At 54.2% G+C, this 17806-nt stretch carries 15 protein-coding genes; 7 read left to right on the top strand and 8 right to left on the bottom strand.

Annotated features, from left to right (window positions below; translation table 11 throughout):
* Positions 1 to 332: 332 nt before the first annotated feature.
* Positions 333 to 923, top strand: a complete 591-nt coding sequence (locus tag W822_RS30085) for a hypothetical protein (protein ID WP_024004282.1) — start codon at positions 333 to 335, stop codon at positions 921 to 923.
* 139 nt (positions 924 to 1062) lie between these two features.
* Positions 1063 to 2172: a transporter substrate-binding domain-containing protein gene (locus W822_RS30080; protein WP_253272239.1), complete on the top strand. Its 1110-nt coding sequence runs from the start codon at positions 1063 to 1065 to the stop codon at positions 2170 to 2172.
* Between the two features lie 291 nt (positions 2173 to 2463).
* Here the strand turns inward: W822_RS30080 and gyrB are convergent, their stop codons facing one another.
* The 3 genes from gyrB to dnaA all read right to left on the bottom strand — a co-directional run bounded on the left by gyrB (position 2464) and on the right by dnaA (position 7727).
* Positions 2464 to 4914 (bottom strand): DNA topoisomerase (ATP-hydrolyzing) subunit B, encoded by a 2451-nt coding sequence (gene gyrB / locus W822_RS30075; protein ID WP_024004280.1) that lies wholly within the window; start codon positions 4912 to 4914, stop codon positions 2464 to 2466.
* A 177-nt stretch (positions 4915 to 5091) separates the two neighbouring features.
* A complete protein-coding gene (gene dnaN, locus W822_RS30070) occupies positions 5092 to 6201 on the bottom strand; it encodes a DNA polymerase III subunit beta (RefSeq protein WP_024004279.1) in 1110 nt (369 codons plus the stop codon).
* Positions 6202 to 6203: 2 nt separating this feature from the next.
* The gene (gene dnaA, locus W822_RS30065; protein WP_024004278.1) at positions 6204 to 7727 is read right to left on the bottom strand and encodes a chromosomal replication initiator protein DnaA; all 1524 of its coding nucleotides are present in this window, start codon (positions 7725 to 7727) and stop codon (positions 6204 to 6206) included.
* A gap of 688 nt (positions 7728 to 8415) precedes the next feature.
* Here dnaA and rpmH point away from each other — a divergent pair.
* From rpmH to W822_RS30045, 5 genes are all read left to right on the top strand, one after another.
* Positions 8416 to 8550: a 50S ribosomal protein L34 gene (rpmH, locus tag W822_RS46115; RefSeq protein WP_008650850.1), complete on the top strand. Its 135-nt coding sequence runs from the start codon at positions 8416 to 8418 to the stop codon at positions 8548 to 8550.
* A 61-nt stretch (positions 8551 to 8611) separates the two neighbouring features.
* Positions 8612 to 9007, top strand: coding sequence for a ribonuclease P protein component (gene rnpA, locus W822_RS30060; protein ID WP_024004277.1), 396 nt, complete (start codon positions 8612 to 8614; stop codon positions 9005 to 9007).
* Positions 9004 to 9261 (top strand): membrane protein insertion efficiency factor YidD, encoded by a 258-nt coding sequence (gene yidD / locus W822_RS30055; RefSeq protein ID WP_024004276.1) that lies wholly within the window; start codon positions 9004 to 9006, stop codon positions 9259 to 9261. The genes rnpA and yidD overlap by 4 nt, the downstream gene beginning before the upstream one ends.
* A 93-nt stretch (positions 9262 to 9354) precedes the next feature.
* Positions 9355 to 11034, top strand: a complete 1680-nt coding sequence (gene yidC, locus W822_RS30050) for a membrane protein insertase YidC (RefSeq protein ID WP_024004275.1) — start codon at positions 9355 to 9357, stop codon at positions 11032 to 11034.
* A 163-nt stretch (positions 11035 to 11197) separates the two neighbouring features.
* A complete protein-coding gene (locus W822_RS30045) occupies positions 11198 to 12082 on the top strand; it encodes a LysR family transcriptional regulator (protein WP_024004274.1) in 885 nt (294 codons plus the stop codon).
* Positions 12083 to 12148: 66 nt separating this feature from the next.
* On the opposite strand, the gene W822_RS30040 is transcribed toward W822_RS30045, so the two are convergent.
* The 5 genes from W822_RS30040 to W822_RS30020 all read right to left on the bottom strand — a co-directional run bounded on the left by W822_RS30040 (position 12149) and on the right by W822_RS30020 (position 17657).
* A complete protein-coding gene (locus W822_RS30040; RefSeq protein ID WP_024004273.1) occupies positions 12149 to 13168 on the bottom strand; it encodes a D-2-hydroxyacid dehydrogenase in 1020 nt (339 codons plus the stop codon).
* Positions 13169 to 13270: 102 nt separating this feature from the next.
* Positions 13271 to 14257: a Bug family tripartite tricarboxylate transporter substrate binding protein gene (locus tag W822_RS30035; RefSeq protein ID WP_031242268.1), complete on the bottom strand. Its 987-nt coding sequence runs from the start codon at positions 14255 to 14257 to the stop codon at positions 13271 to 13273.
* Between the two features lie 199 nt (positions 14258 to 14456).
* The gene (locus W822_RS30030; RefSeq protein WP_051401618.1) at positions 14457 to 15272 is read right to left on the bottom strand and encodes a class II aldolase/adducin family protein; all 816 of its coding nucleotides are present in this window, start codon (positions 15270 to 15272) and stop codon (positions 14457 to 14459) included.
* A gap of 77 nt (positions 15273 to 15349) precedes the next feature.
* Positions 15350 to 16633, bottom strand: a complete 1284-nt coding sequence (locus W822_RS30025; protein ID WP_253272238.1) for an acyl-CoA dehydrogenase family protein — start codon at positions 16631 to 16633, stop codon at positions 15350 to 15352.
* Between the two features lie 34 nt (positions 16634 to 16667).
* The gene (locus W822_RS30020) at positions 16668 to 17657 is read right to left on the bottom strand and encodes a Bug family tripartite tricarboxylate transporter substrate binding protein (protein WP_024004269.1); all 990 of its coding nucleotides are present in this window, start codon (positions 17655 to 17657) and stop codon (positions 16668 to 16670) included.
* Positions 17658 to 17806: the final 149 nt, after the last annotated feature.

Genomic DNA, 17806 nt, shown 5'->3' with positions numbered 1-17806 from the left:
CCTTCAATAGCTGACAAGCGTCGATTGAATTTGGGAAATCCAACATCTTGGGCTTGTATCATCAGAGCTGATCTGTATAATTTTACGAAAGTCTACGCAGTAGCGACAAACTTCTCAGCAAACTTTATTCTCAGCTGTGATTTCATCGACGGTGATGTTGCGGCACTAAAAAATTCTCCCGTTGAGCTTCATTGTTCTTTGATTGACGAGGATATAGAGACCAAACTCAAGCCGTAGCTTTTTTTTGTGTCATTCAGCTGGAGTAGACTAGTAACGGGACGGTCATTTAAGCTTTGCTGTCTGGACCGCGTTACCGGTCCAAGGAGATAAACATGGACAGCCCCGTCACTCACCCTGACGTTTTCGTGCACGTGCGCATCATTATCGGCATGGTCCTCGGACTGAGCATAACTCGTCTAGTCACCGGATTAGCGCGATTTGTGCAGCACCCTAAGCGAGATAATATCTACCCTATTCATTTCGCCTGGGTTTTATTTCTGCTGGTGACGATCATCCATTTTTGGTGGTTCGAATTCGGACTGTCTGCGATCCAGCGCTGGACGTTCGAAATCTATTTGTTTCTCATCGCCTACGCCATCCTCTTCGCCTTTCTTTCAGCCATACTTTTCCCCGATCGAATGGATGAGTACAAGGGTTATGAGGACTATTTCCAATCGCGACGCAAGTGGTTCTATGGATTGTTGGCGCTACTCTTTATCGTTGATCTCATTGACTCCCGTATCAAAGGAATCGAGCATTTTCAGTCACTTGGGCTTGAGTACCCCATTCGCCAGGCAGCATTCGCCATCTTTGCATTTGTGGCGATCTTCATCTCAAACAAGCGATACCAAACGGCGTTTGTAACCATCGGTTTAATCTATCAAATAACATGGATTTTGCGGCTTTTCGATGTTCTGAACTAACGCATTCTGCATCAAATACTGGTGACAAGCCAAGGCTCATGCTAATGGCCCTATCCCCTGTCGGTACAGCCTCAATCATCTTGATCAGCTTGATGTCAATGCCCACTCAAGGATTTCTCTTTTAAGGAATATAAACGGTTTGTTTAGATTTTTATACCCACTGATCACCAATTTCTTTATATCCGCTAGCATTATTTTTTTCTCGGTGCTATCTCCGCAGCCGGCGTTTGCGCAAGGGGTGCCTCCTACTACCAAGCTTGTGAAGGTTGGCGTATACAAAAGCGATCCGTTTGTAATAATAGAAAACGGGCAGTATTCAGGCATGGCAATTGAACTTTGGGAAAGCCTAGAGAAAAAGATGGGACTGTCATCGACCTATATAAGCTATCCCTCTTTCCGCAAATTGATAGAAGCGGTTGAACACGGCGAAGTCGATGCAGCGGTTTCGAACTTGACGATTACCAAACAGCGAGCGCAATCAATTGCATTTACTCAGCCCTGGTATGATTCCGGTCTTAGAATTATGACAAAGAACAAAGGGTCAGGTTCGTTCCAGAATGTAATTGACGGCTTGATTGACAGCGGCCACGTGGCGACCTTTGCCTGGTTGCTGATTCTCGCACTCTTTGCGACTGCAATTATTACGATTGTGGATCGCAGACTCGATAGCGAATTTCCGCGTCGGTGGCGAGAAGGTCTGGCGGACAATTTTTTCCATACCGTTTCGATCCTCACTACCGGTAAAACCACACATAAAAATTTATTTGGCTGGGTCGGCCGAATATGGTCTGCAATATGGATGGTGATCGGTGTTGGCATCATTGCTTACATTACCTCCTCAATCACTAGTGTCATGACAACCACGTCTTTAACCAACCAAATTCATTCACTTTCGGATCTTTCGGGAAAACGGGTTGGGGTGCGAGACGGTAGTTTGGCCGAAGACTATATTCAGGAGCTGGGCATTCAAACGCGAAGCTATACAGATATAGACACAGCAGTTCAGGGGCTCATGTCCGATGAGGTAGATGCGCTTGTCGGTGATGCGCCCGTACTGGAGTACTTCACCCATACTCACCCAGAGCAGCCAGTCCGTGTGGTTGGTAACATATTTCACCCAGATAAATACGGGTTTGGTTTTGCCTTGCAAAGCGATTTATTGAGGCCCGTCACTCTTGAATTGTTAGGACTTCGTGAGCAGGGGAGTGTTCGAGATCTTAGGGTGAAATATTTTGGCAACGCACGTTAATAACCTTAATCTGCTATCGAAGTGAGATTAAAGCGAACCAATAGAAAATAAAAATTTAGGCAAAATATTTAATTAGTATTTTTTTACTACTTTGCGGTGTGCTTATCTAAAATGTCCAAATCAGATTCTTTATGGCTCCAGGTAATTTTTTGTCCAGAATAAACTCACCAACCAACGGTCAAATAAAAACAGGCTCCCTTGAAAACATGGGGGCCTGTTTGCTATCTGTATAACTAAAGATTTTTTCACTAATTGTGAAACTGGATTTTCATTAATTATGAGAACGTAGACCTACACATCCAGATTCCCCGCATTCAACGCATTGCGTTCAATAAACGCACGTCGCGGTTCCACCTGATCGCCCATCAGTGTCGTAAACATTTCATCGGCAGCAATCGCATCTTCGATCTGCACCCGCAACAGGCGGCGCACGTTCGGATCCATGGTTGTTTCCCACAGCTGATCGGGATTCATCTCACCCAGACCTTTATAGCGCTGCTTGCTGACCACGCGATCGGCTTCACCGCGCAGCCACTGGATCGCTTCGCGGAAGTCGCTGACGTATTGTTCCTTGCGCTTGTCACCTTCTCCGCGATAGACGCGTGCACCTTTGCCGACAAGACCGTTGAAGGTATGCGCAGCACGTGACATGACGCCGTAATCGGTGCCTTCCACGAAACGATGATCAAATACAGTGACCTTGATATTGCCATGATGCATGCGGCGCAGGACCAGACGATATTTCTCGGTTTCCTGGTCATACTCTGCCGTGACCGTCACCAGTTGCGGACGCACCGGATCCTGCAGGGTGGCCTGTAACTGCTCGGCCGAGGCCTTGGCCGATGCATCATCTTCCAGATTGATGGCCACGCCTTCGGCAATCGCGGACAGCGCTTCGACGTCCATGACTTTGGACAGGCGATGAATGACGCTGTCAGAGATCACATACTGACGCGCCAGTTCGGCCAGCGCATCGCCAACGATGGCGTCTGCGCCTTCCTGAGGCTCAAGCCCGGCGTCTTTAAGGGCCACCTGCATCATGAACTGGGCTTCTTCAGCCTGGTCTTTCAGATACCGTTCGTCACGACCGACCTTGACCTTGTACAGCGGTGGCTGGGCAATATACACATAGCCCCGCTCAACCAGTTCCGGCATCTGACGATACAGCAAGGTCAACAGCAGTGTGCGGATGTGCGCGCCGTCAACGTCGGCATCGGTCATGATAATGATACGGTGGTAACGCAGCTTCTCTATGTTGAAGTCCGGTCCGATGCTGGTGCCCAGCGCGGTAATCAGGGTGGTGATCTGTTCACTGGCAATCAGTTTGTCAAAGCGCGCTTTTTCGACGTTCAGCACTTTACCGCGCAATGGCAGAATCGCCTGGAATTTGCGGTCGCGGCCCTGTTTGGCCGAACCACCCGCAGAGTCACCCTCCACAATATAGATTTCAGATTTGGCGGGATCTTTTTCCTGGCAGTCTGCCAGCTTGCCCGGCAGGCCGGCGCCTTCCAGCACGCTTTTACGACGGGTCATTTCCCGTGCGCGGCGCGCGGCTTCCCGTGCCCTTGCCGCATCTACGATCTTGGCGCAGATGGCTTTGGCGTCAGTCGGATTTTCCAGCAGCCAGGTTTCCAGCGTGCGGGCCACGGCTTCTTCCACGGCCGGGCGCACTTCGCTGGACACCAGTTTTTCCTTGGTCTGCGAGCTGAACTTGGGCTCGGGCACCTTGACCGACAGCACGCAGCTTAAGCCTTCGCGCATGTCATCGCCGGTCGTATCGACCTTGGCCTTCTTGGCCATTTCGTTATCGGCAATGTACTTGTTGATGACACGTGTCATTGCCGCACGCAGGCCCGTCAGGTGAGTGCCGCCGTCGCGTTGCGGAATGTTATTGGTAAAGCACAGCACGCTTTCGCCATAGCTGTCATTCCACTGCATGGCCACGTCAACGGTGATGCTTGGGCCGTCGCCATTCGATTCTGTGGAAACGGCAAAGACGTTGGGATGCAAAACGGTCTTGGTGCGGTTGATATATTCGACAAAGCCTTTTACACCACCCGAGAACGCAAAGTTCTCTTCCTTGCCCTGGCGCTCGTCAACCAGACGCACCTTGACGCCATTGTTCAGGAACGACAATTCGCGCAGCCGCTTGGACAGGATTTCGTAGTGATATTCGATATTTTCGAAGATCTGGGCATCGGCCAGATAGCGCACTTCGGTACCGGTTTTATCGGTGGTGCCGATGACCTTGAGCGGCTCTACGCGCTCGCCCCGGCGGAACTCCATCTGATGGACCTGGCCACCGCGGCGAATCGTCAGGCGCAGCCAGTCTGACAGCGCATTCACGCATGACACGCCCACGCCGTGCAAACCGCCGGACACCTTGTAGGAGTTCTGGTCGAATTTGCCGCCGGCATGCAGCTCGGTCATGACGATTTCGGCCGCGCTGCGGTGGAACTCATCGCCCTTGTGTATGTCCGTTGGAATACCGCGGCCATTGTCGGTCACGGAAATGGAGTTGTCCGTGTGAATAGTGACCACGATGTCATCGCAGTACCCGGCCAGCGCTTCGTCAATGGCGTTATCGACCACTTCGAAAATCATGTGGTGCAGACCGGTACCATCGGATGTATCACCGATGTACATGCCGGGACGCTTGCGCACGGCCTCCAGGCCCTTGAGCATTCTGATTGAATCGGCGCCGTATCCGTTTTCCTGAACTGGCTGGGTATTTTCTGACATAGTGTTGATAGCTCTTGTATTAAATAACTGCTTTGGGGAAGCGATAATAAAACGCAGCGGCAATATTTCGATTGAAAACCTGATTGACCTACCGGCGCGCCTCGCTATACACACCCCGCTGTGAACAATAACCGGCCTGCTCCCTGCCAGGCAGGGAGGTAGCCAGCTGTCACGATTCTAGATACGCATTGGCATCACGACATATTTGAAGTGTTTTTCTTCCGGCAGCGTAATCAGTGCCGATGCATTGACGTCGGGCTTGACTGACCAGATGACCTCTTCTGTTTTGGCCATGGAAAGCACATCTTGCAGATAGGTCACATTGAAGCCGACGCTCAGGGGTTCAAAGCTGTAATCAATTTCGATTTCATCCTGGGCATTTTCCTGGTCTGCATTTATATATTTCATTTGCAATACATTGTTTTCCAGGTTCAGCTTGATTCCCTTGAGCTTGTCTGTCATCAAAATAGAGGCGATGTGCAGACTGCTTTGCAACGCTTCGCGATTCACATTGAAATGACGGGTGTAATCGCTGGGGATCACACGCTTGAAATCGGGGAACTTGCCTTCGACAAGCTTGGAAATAAGCTCAATGTCGCCAAAACGGAAACGGATCTGGCTGGCAGACACGTCGATATTGACGGGCTCATCGCTGTCGTCGAGCAGGCGCTGCACTTCAAGAACCGTTTTGCGTGGCAGGATCACTTCGCTGGAAGACTGGATGCCTTCGATCTCTTCGGCGGCGTGGGCCAGGCGGTGTCCATCGGTGGCCACGGCGCGTACCATGCCCGGCTCGAACACCATGAGCGTGCCGTTCAGGTAGTAACGGATGTCCTGCTGCGCCATGGCGAAATGCACCATGCCGAACAGTTTGCGCAGCGCCCTTTGAGGAATGGAAAATGATACATTCCAGCTTTCCGGCACCGATACTGTCGGGTATTCCGAACCATTGAGCGTTTGCAGTTCCAGACGGCTTTTACCGGACTGGATTCCCAGTTTGCTATCCTGCAGCTTGAGCTTGACCTCGTTGGCGGCGGGCAGGGCACGGACAAAATCCAGCAGCTTGCGGGCAGCAACCGTTGTAGACTCCACATCGTCACCCACGCCGAAGTCGGCATGCGTGGTGATCTGAACCTCTAGGTCGGTTGCCACGAAAGCAATTTTATTCCCCTCCTTGCGCAACAGAATATTTGCCAGGATTGGCATCGTATGCCGGCGCTCCACAATCCCGGCGACCGTCTGCAGCGGTTTGAGCAGCGCATCGCGATTCGCTTGTAACAGTTGCATGATTATCCTTTTAAGGTTTGTTCCAATACGTGTAACTGGTGATTCAGCTCGGCGTTCTTGGCACGCTGTTCGGTAATTTTACGGACCGCGTGCAGCACCGTTGTGTGATCTCTTCCGCCGAACGAATCTCCAATTTCCGGCAGGCTTTTCTGTGTTAATTCCTTGGCCAGGTACATGGCGATCTGCCTGGCCATGGCGATATTGGCCGGCCGGCGTTTCGAGTACATTTCCTGAACCTTCAGCTTGTAAAAATCGGCCACGGTCTTCTGGATGTTCTCGACGGTAATCTGGCCGATAGACACCGACAGCAGATCCTTGAGCGCTTCCTTGCAAAATTCGACCGTAATGATCTTTACGCCATGAAAACCGGCATAGGCCGACACCCGTGACAACGCGCCTTCCAGCTCTCTCACATTACTGCGCAAATGCTTCGCTATGAAGAAAGCGGCCTCTTCCTTGAGCACAATGGCGGTTTTTTCTTCGGCCTTGCGCAGCAAAATGGCAACACGCATCTCCAGTTCCGGCGGTTCGATCTGCACCGTGAGACCCGAGTCAAAACGCGAGGTCAGGCGGTTGTTGATGTCCTGCAGTTCACGCGGATAGGTATCGGAGGTAATTACGATCTGCCGCCCGCGCTGCACCATGGTTTCATAGAGCAGGAAGAACTCTTCCTGGGTCCGCTCTTTCTTGCGAAAAAACTGAATATCATCGATCAGCAACAGGTCCAGCGAATGATAATACCGTTTCAGGTCATCAAACGTGTTGGTCTGGAACGATTTGACCATATCGGAGTAATACTGATCGGCGTGGATATAGCGAACCCGGCTGACCTTGCCTGCCTTGAACAGTGCATTGCCGATGGCGTGCATCAGGTGCGTTTTACCCAACCCCGTACTGCCATACAGAAAAAAGGGATTGTAGGAAGACACGCCAGGGTTTTCGACGATCTGCGCCGACGCGGCGTTGGCAAGCTGGTTGGATTTACCGATCACCAGGCTTTCGAACGTGAGGTTCGCATTCATGTGCGAACGTTTATAGACATGGTCTTCGGGCGCCTGAATGCCCGATTCGATGATGACGACCGGCTCTTTGGTCGCGCTGGCGGGCGTCGCGGCTTTCGCCTGGACGTGCGAGGCCCCGTTAATTGCATGCCCGTTCAGAGGCTGGGCCGTGCCATTGGTGTGGCCGGCAGAGGCAGCCACGCTGCCCGTCTCGGTACCGGGTTGCCCGGCAGGGGGCGACACCGCAGGGCCGTGAACCTGGGAGACATGATGGTCGCGGCGCGCCACCTGAAAAATGACACGGATGCCTGGACGGTTGAACCAGTTGCTGGCAAGCTCCTGGATACGCTGGGTGTAGTTGGTACGGGCCCAGTTCTGTTTGATGGCGTTTGGCGCGGACACACGAACCTCGCCCAGTTCTTCATCAAAACTGAGAAAAGACAAGGGATGCACCCATGCCTTCATCTGTTCGGGGGGAAGTTCCTGGGCCAGGGAATGCACGCAGGATTGCCAAAACTCTTGCATAGCGACGTCAATCTGAAAACGTCCTATTTTACCCTGAATCGGCTAAAGTTATCCACAGGCAGCACAGCTGTTTCAAAGTTTCCTGCGTTAAGAACCGTTTTTTCCAATATCCTTAAAATTGCCGTTATTTCGCTATCATTTCTGGTCAATTGCGGTATAAATAAGCGCATTGTGCAGGACGAATCCGTACCCGGGCCCAACCATAACACAACAGAACGGCAAATATTATGCTGATTAGCTCGTAAACCATTGACTAATCACAAAAAATTTGATGAAATATAAGGCTTTACAAAATTGCACGGCTAGCGGCACCCGCTAAGGTCCATATGCAATGCGTAAAAATTAGCGAAGATCCTAAGCAAGGATGCGAGGGAAAACCCAAAGAAACTCTGAAATCAGAACCCGCAAATCAGTGCCCGCAAATGCGTAAATGCCCCGGCTCACACACGTGAGGGCCTGCGGCAGTCAAAGTTGGCGGCTCTGGGTCCGGGATCAGCGGCAGCCGCCCGATTCGGGAACGGCAGTCAGCCCGGGCTTTCGGAGCGTCATGTCAACGGCTCGCTATCATGAGACTTGACCAGGCGTGCACAGGGACGCCGCATCACTCTTTTTTGCCCGATGGTGGAGAACACCCCGCCCGGGCAATCGCCGTAATTAACTTTAGCTCTTTATTTTTGGTGGAATTTCCATGAAACGTACTTACCAACCTTCCGTAACCCGTCGCAAACGCACACACGGCTTCCGTGTTCGCATGAAAACCCGTGGTGGCCGCGCCGTGATCAACGCCCGTCGCGCCAAAGGCCGTAAACGTCTGGCCATCTAAGTGCAATTCGGGCATCGTTCCGACTGCACCTGACAGGCACAAGACGGTTTCCGTCCGTTTCATGCAAAGCGCCTCCTACCCTAAAGCGGCGCGACTGCACCGCCCCTCTGAATTCACGAATGTCCTGAAAGGACGACGTGTGTCCCGTGGGGCGTTGTTCACTCTGAGCCATGCCCAGCCGGAAGCGCCCCTGCCCGAACCTGCAGCACGGCTGGGGATGGTGATCGCCAAACGCTTTGCCTTGCGGGCCACAACCCGCAACACCATCAAGCGAGTCATTCGCGAATCCTTTCGTCATCATCGCCTTGCCCTGCCCGCCGCCGATTATCTGGTGCGCCTGCATGGCAAAGTCGCCCCCTGCTCGCTGACCGTCCTGCGCAAGCAGGTCAGACAGGAAGTAGACGATCATTTCGCACGCGCCACGGCCGGGCGCGCTCAACAGAAAGCACAGTCATGATCCGTGAGATTCTGATTGCACCCATCCGCTTTTACCGATACTTTATCAGCCCGTGGGTCGGTCAGTCCTGCCGGTTTACACCCACCTGCTCAAGCTATATGGAGCAGGCCATCCGGACACACGGAGCAGGCCGGGGGCTGTGGCTTGGAACCAAACGCCTGTGCCGCTGTCATCCATTCAGTGCCGGAGGTCATGATCCGGTCCCGCCCGCCCGCTCTGCGGCGCAGCGTGGTCCTTCGGCAAATCATGAATAATTTCAGCACACTGCGCGCAAAACCGCAGCCCCGTAAGGTGCACTGGGTTACACTAGTGCGTTTTTCCAACCGCTCTTTCTGACATCAGGTTACATGGATATCCGACGCACCATACTCTGGATGATATTTGTTTTCTCGGCATTTATGCTATGGAACAACTGGCAAACCTATACCGGTCATCCCTCTCTTCTTGGCGAAACGCCCAAGGTCGCGCAGCAGGATAACGCTGCACCGGCTGCAGGGACGCCGCAAGCCGATACGCCGTCTGCACCTTCGGTGCCGGGTGCGTCAACCACGCCTGAACAGGCGCAGGCTGCAAGTGCCAGCCCTTCAGAAATCATCGACATTGAAACGGACGAATTCCGCATTCAATTCGATACGATGGGCGCGCAACTGGTTCATGCCGAGCTTCGCAAACACCGCGACACGGCAGACGAATCCAAGGCCGCCGTTCTGCTGGAAAACAACGACGTTTCGCGCTATACAGTGCAAAGTGGCATCGTGGCGCCTGCCGGCCAGAAAAAGAATTATCCTGACCAATACAAACCCTTCAGGCTGGTCTCAACCGAGACCAAAATGACGGGCGATACGCTGCCGGTGGTTTTTGAAGCCGAATCCGGCGGCCTGAAAGTGACCCGCACCTACACCTTTACCCGTGGCACCTATCGGGTAGACGTGCAGGACCAGATCACCAACGTCAGCCAGGAAGCGCAACAGCCTTCGCAATACCTGCAGATAACCCGTGACAGCAAGGATCCTCCGGGCGCCTCCAGCTTCTACCATACCTTTACCGGTCCGGCCATCTACACGGAAGAAGGCCGTTTCCAGAAGTTTTCGTTTTCAGATATAGACAAAAACAGCGCGGAGTACATCAAGCAGGCCAAGGATGGCTGGATCGCAATGATCGAGCACTACTTCGTGACGGCCTGGGTGCCGCCTGAAGGCAAAGACCGCCTGTATAACCTGCGCAAGACCCCCGAAGGGCTGTATGCCGTGAGTACGGTCGAGCCGCTTGGCACGCTTGAGCCTGGTGCCAGCACCACCACGCGCTCGGAACTGTGGGTCGGTCCGCAAGACCAGGACGCGCTGGCTGCCGTAGCGCCCGGCCTGGATGTGGTCGTCGACTACGGCTGGCTGACCATCATTGCCAAGCCCATGTTTGCCGTCATGCAATGGATCCATTCCATCGTCGGTAACTGGGGCTGGACGATTGTGCTGCTGACCTGCCTGATCAAGCTGATTTTCTTCCCGCTTTCTGCCGCCAGCTACAAATCCATGGCGAAAATGAAGAACGTCGCGCCGCGCATGCAGTCCATGAAGGAAAAATACGGCAACGACCGTCAGGCGCTCAATGCCGCCATGATGGAAATGTACCGCAAGGAAAAAATCAATCCATTGGGCGGCTGTCTGCCCATTCTGGTTCAGATTCCCGTGTTCCTGACACTGTACCGGGTCCTGCTGGCGAGCGTGGAAATGCGCGGCGCGCCCTGGATCGGCTGGATTCACGACTTGTCCGTGCATGACCCGTATTTCATCCTGCCGGTCTTCATGATGGCCAGTATGTTCCTGCAGATGCGCCTGAATCCGAAACCGCCGGATCCGATGCAGGCCAAGATCATGATGTTCATGCCGCTGGTATTCGGTGCCATGATGTTCATGTTCCCGGCCGGTCTGGTGCTGTACTGGTGCGTCAATAACGTACTGTCCATCGGTCAGCAGTGGTTCATCACACGCAACCTGAACAAGGCTGCAAATGACGCCCACATAGGCTGATCGGGCATGCGGGTGCAGATCGCCCGCCTGCCCTGTCCGGATGTACGCGAAACCGCTATTGCATATGCCATAGCGGTTTTTTTTCGGCCATGAGCCCGTGTTATGATGCTGACGGTTGCCCTGACCCGGCTTGCAACCGCCAGAACACAGACAAGAGAAAGACATGAAAAAGCTGGATATTCCCTCCCTGGAAGCCTTTGTCGCAGCCGTCGAAGAAAAAAGCCTGTCCAAGGCGGCACAACGGGAAAACCTGGTGACATCAGCCGTCAGCAAGCGGATTACCGATCTTGAACATCACCTGGATAAAACGCTGTTGTCACGCCACGGGCGTGGCGTGGAACCCACTGCGGCGGGCATTTTGCTGTACCAGCATGCCAAATCGCTTCTGCGCAATCTGCGCCTGACTGAAAACCTGCTTCATGAATTTGCCAATGACGGCAAAGCAAAGCTGCGTCTATTGGTCAACCCCTCAAGTATTTTGCAGTTTTTGCCCCAGCAGATGGCTTCGTTTTTCAAGACGCATACGGGACTGCGTATCGATCTGGTTGAATGCCACAGCTACGATATTCCCCGCCTGATAGCAGAGGACGCCGGCGACATCGGCATTTATCATGCAGACCTGCCGGCGCCGGGCGTTTTATCTTATCCCTACAAGCAGGATCGGGTCGGTCTGGTCGTGCCCAACGGACATCCGCTGTCGCAACGCGAATCGCTTTTTCTGGAAGAAGCGCTGGACTACGATCTGCTGGGCTATTTTCCGCGCCATTCCCTGGATTCATTTCTGGCTTATGTGGGTCCCACGCTGTCGCGGCCGCCCAATGTGAACCTGCAAGTGTCCAATTTTGAGACTCGCTGTCGGATGATTCAGGAGGGCCTGGGTATCGGGGTCGTGCCCGAACAAATCGCGGCCAGCTATCTGCAACCCATGGGGTTGCAATTGCTGCATCTGAAAGACAGCTGGGCGCTGCGGCAGTTCTATATCTGCGTCAAATCAATAGACGCGCAGCAACCATTGATCCGCGAGCTGCTGGATGCGCTGCTGACATGAATGCCCCATTGACCTGAACGCTCCACTGACCTGAATGTTCCGCTGAACTCCACCCGCGCGGGAGGATCAGCGATCCGACGTCCCTTTCGCCAGATTCTTCAGCGGTTTGCCGTCTATCCAATTGGCCAGATTCTCCATGAACATATCCGCCACCCGCAGTCCATTGCCGGCAGAATGTCCTGCCGTATGGGGTGACACGATCACATTTGGCATGTCCCAAAGGGGCGACTCAGCCCCCAGCGGTTCTTTTTCCATGACATCCAGATAAGCGCCGGCAACGTGTCCGGACTGCAATGCGGCGATCAGCGCAGCCTCTTCAATCACTTCTCCGCGCGCCACGTTGACGATCTGTACACCCGGCTTCATGGCCTCAATAACAGTCTGATTGACCAGATGATGCGTCCTGTCGGTCAGCGGGCAGGCAAGGATCAGCCAGTCGGTATCGGCCAGCACCTGATGCATATCGTCATAGGCCAGCATGGTGACGTCATCTTGCGTCGCCACGGCACTGTTGCGCAGCACCGTCACGCGCATGCCCAGCATCGCCAGATAGCGCGCTATTGTTTGCCCGATCGCCCCCCAGCCCGCCAGCAGGACATGCTGCCCCTGCAGGTCGGGCGGGGTCAGCTCATTGAGTAACGGACGCCAGGCGTGGTCTCGCTGAGCCTGTTCCAGGAACCGGAAACGCCTGTTCAGGGCGAGCACGGCGGCCAGTACGCTTTGCGCCACAATGCCCCCCATTGCCCCGGTAGAACTGGTTACGTTCAGCCCTTTATCGCGCAGTCTGATATAGATAGGGCGATCCACTCCGGCAGAATGAACATGCACCCATTGCAACCTGGGTGCCTCTTCCATCATCTGATAAAAAGTCTCGGTGCGCTGTTCCAGAACGTATTTGGTCGACGTTGCAGTGATATCTCTGGAAACAAAAGCAATATCAATTGCGGCCAGCGTGCGCTCATCCAGGCGCTGACCGGTGAAGGGAATAAATTTGATCCGGTCCTGCCCGTAGCGCGATCGCATCGTGTCACGTACGTGTGCCAGCATTTTCTCGGATATCAATATATTCGGTACGTCAGTTGCCATGATGTTTCATTTGAAATAAAAAACAGAACACAAAAGAGCAGCGTTGCGCGCCCCCCTTTTGCATAATGGACTGCGATGATTGCACCGCAGTGGCGATAGTCACTATTTTGCAGAAATGTTCATTTCGGTCGTGAACGCTTTCCACTTTTCGTTCTCGGCTTTGACGAACTTGGTGAACGCCTCCGACGTTCCCCCTACCGGCTCAGCCCCTTCGTTGGACAGTTTGGCCTTAACGGTCGGATTTTGCAATACGGTATTGATGTCTTTGTTGATTTTCTGAATGATATCGTCAGGGGTTTTTGCGGGTGCAAAGTAGCCGAACCAAGAGCCCATGGCAAAATCCTTGTAGCCGGCTTCCTGCATGGTGGGCACGTCCTTGAGCGCGGGCGAGCGTTTGTCAGTTGACACGGCAAGGGCAACAAGTTTACCGGCCTTGATATTGCCCATCACTGAAGGCAACGTGGCAAACATGAACTGCACGCGGCCCGACAACACGTCATTCAGCGCATCGGCACCCTTATACGGAATATGCGTGACCGTCAGATTGCGCGTTTTGGCCATCATGGCGCATGACAAATGGGCTGCCGTTCCCACACCGGTAGAGGCGCAATTGAAAGAACCCGGCTTTTCTTCGATCTGTTTGGTCAGTTCCTGCACCGTCTTGATGTTCAATGATGGCGCGACTACCAGCACATTGGGCACATCGGCAACCAGCGTGACGGCGCGCAGATCGGTCATGGTATTGAACGTACTCTTGCTATAGATGTACGGGTTGACTGCAATGGGGCCGATCGAATTCATCAACAGCGTATAGCCATCGGGCTTGGCATTGACCACCGCGCCGGTGCCTATGTTGCCGGCTGCGCCGGGCTTGTTTTCCACGACGACACTTTCTTTCCATATCTTGCTCAGTTCGTTGCCTATTTCACGTGCAATGATGTCGGTCGTACCGCCGGCGGTGAAAGATACAACGGTTTTGACCGGCTGGGTCGGCCAGTCCTGCGCCTGCGCCGTCGACACGGTCGCAAGCGCGACCACTGCAGCAGCGAAAGATGCTGCGTATCTGATTACTGGGTAGAACCTGTGCATAGTTTGTCTCCTGGACGATGATGTAAAAATCGGTATTCCGTAATACTGCTGATGCGCGAAGGTCGACAACGAACGCGCGCAGTCATGCCGCACCAGCGAAGGTGCATTCTGACTTGCATGGATAATGCCTGCTAAGGCGCTGCCTGCCCGTTCATGCCATCAACGGCGCAGGTAAGCGGGATGCGACTACCAAACCCGGTCAATCCATAAAACCAGGATCCAACCGTTCCATCTTTCTCAATAGTGCCGGCCACTCCATCAACCCATAGGGACGGCGGGTACCCGGCTGATAATTTTTATAGGTCTCTTCAAGAACCGAGGCATCCACTTCGTTCAGCGGCGTGTTGCAGGACATTGCCGCAATCTGGGCGCGACAGGCCAGCTCCAGCCGGTGCATCCAGTTGAAAGCTTCACCAATGGTGTTGCCCACCGTAATCAGCCCGTGATTGCGCAGGATCATGGCTTCAGACCTGCCCAGGTCCTTGACCAGCGAGGCCTGTTCGCTCAGGTCCAGCACCACGCCCTGGTAGTCGTGATAAGCAATATGCAGAAAACGCATGGCCGTCTGGTTCAAAGGCAGTAAACCGCATTTGAGCGACGACACCGCCATGCCCGCCCAGGTGTGGGTGTGAATCACGCAAGCCACCTCCGGGCGGGCTTCGTGTATGGCGCTATGAATGACAAAGCCGGCTTTATTAACGCCGTAATTAAGTTCGCCGAAGTCCGGCGAACTCAGGATATTGCCTTTGTGATCGATCTTGAGCAGGCTGGACGCGGTGATTTCTTCATACAGCAAACCGTATGCATTGATCAGGAATGCATCTTCTTCATCCGGAACACGCAGCGAAATGTGGTTAGCGATCATATCGGACATGCCATAGTGCGCCACGAGACGGTAGCATGCCGCCAGATCGATGCGCGCCTGCCACTCTGCTTCGCTGCATGTTGATTTGGCGCTTGCCAGCTGTATTGGACTCAATTCCTGCTCCTTCAGATAAACTGTATTCTTTTGCATTCAGAAGTATTCATAATAAAACATGTGACCGGCAAACCCTCATTGGAGTTAACCCTATATTTCCGCAAAACAGCGGCTCAAAGCGCGTGATCCCCTTTGAGCAATTGACGGGCGATTGTCCTGCGGTGAATTTCGCCGGTACCGTCAGGGACCCGTATTTGCCGGGCAAGACGATAGCCTTCTTCCAGCTGCAGTTCGTTGGTCAGCCCCATGGCGCCGTGGACCTGTATGCTGCGGTCCATCACTCTGCCCACCATCTCTGTGGCGTACGCCTTGACCATGGATGTTTCCTTTACGGCGGGAATACCGTTGTCGATTTTCCACGCACAGTTCTGGGCCATACTCTTGGCTGCGTAAATGTCCATGGCGCTGTCTGCAAGCAATAGCTGGATGGCCTGGTGTTCCGCGATGGGACGCCCGAAGGTTTTGCGCACCTGGGCATAGTCGATCGCCTGGTCCAGGGCCCAGCGCGCCAGGCCGACGCTGGAACCGGCCATGCTCAGCCGGCCCGCATTGATGCCACCCAGGGCAACCGTCAACCCTTCATGCAATGGGCCGATCATATGGTCCTCTGGTACCCGCACGTCATCAAGGGCAACAATGCCGATTTCCGCCCCGAGGTGCCCCATGGTCCGGATCACGGACGGCACAGAAAAACCAGGCGTCCGGGTATCGACAAAGAAACCGGTGACTCCGCCACGCCGCTTCGCCGCCCGCTCCGGATCGGTAACCGCAAATACCATCGCATAATCTGCATAGGGTGCGTTGGTGATCCATTGCTTGGTGCCGGTAATGATCCATTCATTGCCCGATTTGACCGCTTTGCTTTTCATGGCATAGACATCGGATCCGGCATCGGGCTCGCTCAGACAGAAGCACAGGGTTTTATCGCCGGATGCGAGACCCGCCCGATAAGTCTCGAAGACATCGGGCTTCAGGTGCCTCAGCACGGGCGACAGGCCATTGGTAAAGGGCGAAGGCAGCACCACGGTCTGGATCAGTCTGCGACCCGGACCATATTTGTGATTGATGACCTCCTGGATATAAATGTTTGCCCGGGCGTCCAGTCCGGATCCGCCCAGTTCTTCGGACGCAAACATGTTGTAGAACCCCAGCTCGGCGGAGCGCATCCGGACCTGTCTGCGCAATTGCAGGACCTTCTCTACAAATCGTCCCTTGTCGTTGTACACGAGGCGTTCATCGTGCAACAGCGTGGCGTTTTCCTTTTCCAGCGCAACCACTTCCTTATCGATGAACCGGACCAGGGCGTCACACAGCGTGACAATGTCTCCGTCTACTTGCATATCCACTTTCCCTCCTTTCTTTGAACAGAATCCCTGCGACACGGCAGCAGCGAACATGGCGACATCCACCACGCCGTGCTGCCCGCCCGTTCTATTTGGACTGCGGCGCAGGCCAGAGCTTCTTGAGCAGCGGCGTCACGGTTGTCAGCTCGCGCCCGATTCGTTCCCGCATCGCTTCCGACGTTCCTCCCAGCACGGTATACCCTTCGCTCTCCAGCTGTGCCCGGTTGGCTTCAAGTGCGGCATTGGCTGCCGCGTTCAGGCGCTTGACGATCTCGGGGGGCATGCCGGCGGGGCCCGCAATTCCCGTCCAGGTATCGGAGTTGTACTCGGGGTAGCCCAGCTCGACCATGGTGGGCACGTCCGGCGCAAGCGGCAGGCGCTTTTCGCTGCCGACAGCCAATACTCTTGCCGCTCCGCTTTTTGCGTAAGACATGATCGAGGAATAATAGGAGGAATTCATCGTGGTCCGCCCGGCCAGGAAGTCCTGCATGGCGGGGTTGCCGCCCCGATAGGGAACATGCAGAATATCGACGTCGGCATAGTGTTTCAGCAGCTCGCCCGCCGCGTTCAACGATGATCCCTGGCCTGCCGATGCATAGCTCAGTTCACCGGGATGTTTTTTGGCATAGGCGATGAGCTCTTTCATGGTTTTGAAGCGGGAATCGGACCTGACGGAAAACACCAGCGACGAACTGACCAGTTCGCTGACCGGCGTAAAGCTTTTCAGCGGATCGTAACTGAGATCCGCGTAAATGGCGGGGTTGAAAATATGAACACCCTGCGTTGTCGCGAGCAAGGTATAGCCATCGGGCTTGGCGCCGGCCACAAAGGCAGCGCCAATGGTCGCGCCTGCGCCGCCCTTGTTCTCGACGACAATGGTTTGCTTCAGATTGTCCGACATCGACTTGGCGATCAGGCGCGCCACAGTATCGGTAGCGGCTCCCGGGGGAAATGGCACCACCAGGCGTATCGGGTGATTCGGGTATGTATTTGCGTCTGCGGCGTGGACACCTGGCACTGCGCTGACCATCAGTGCCAACCCGGCTGCCCGCAGAATCCTCCTTAAATCAGTCTTCATTCGTCGTCTCCAATATTATGTTAGTTTTGCTGCTCGACGACTTGCATAGTAAAGAAATACGAATGAACTGAGTACTTCCCAGTTAGTGCGCTGGCATGATGAAAAGTCATATCAGTGCGAAACCGGGGAAGGCCTGTATACCCGGCTGT

The sequence above is a fragment of the Advenella kashmirensis W13003 genome (genome assembly GCF_000506985.1).
GTDB classification, from domain to species: domain Bacteria; phylum Pseudomonadota; class Gammaproteobacteria; order Burkholderiales; family Burkholderiaceae_B; genus Advenella; species Advenella kashmirensis_A.
This window is presented reverse-complemented; position numbering and strand designations above follow the sequence as displayed.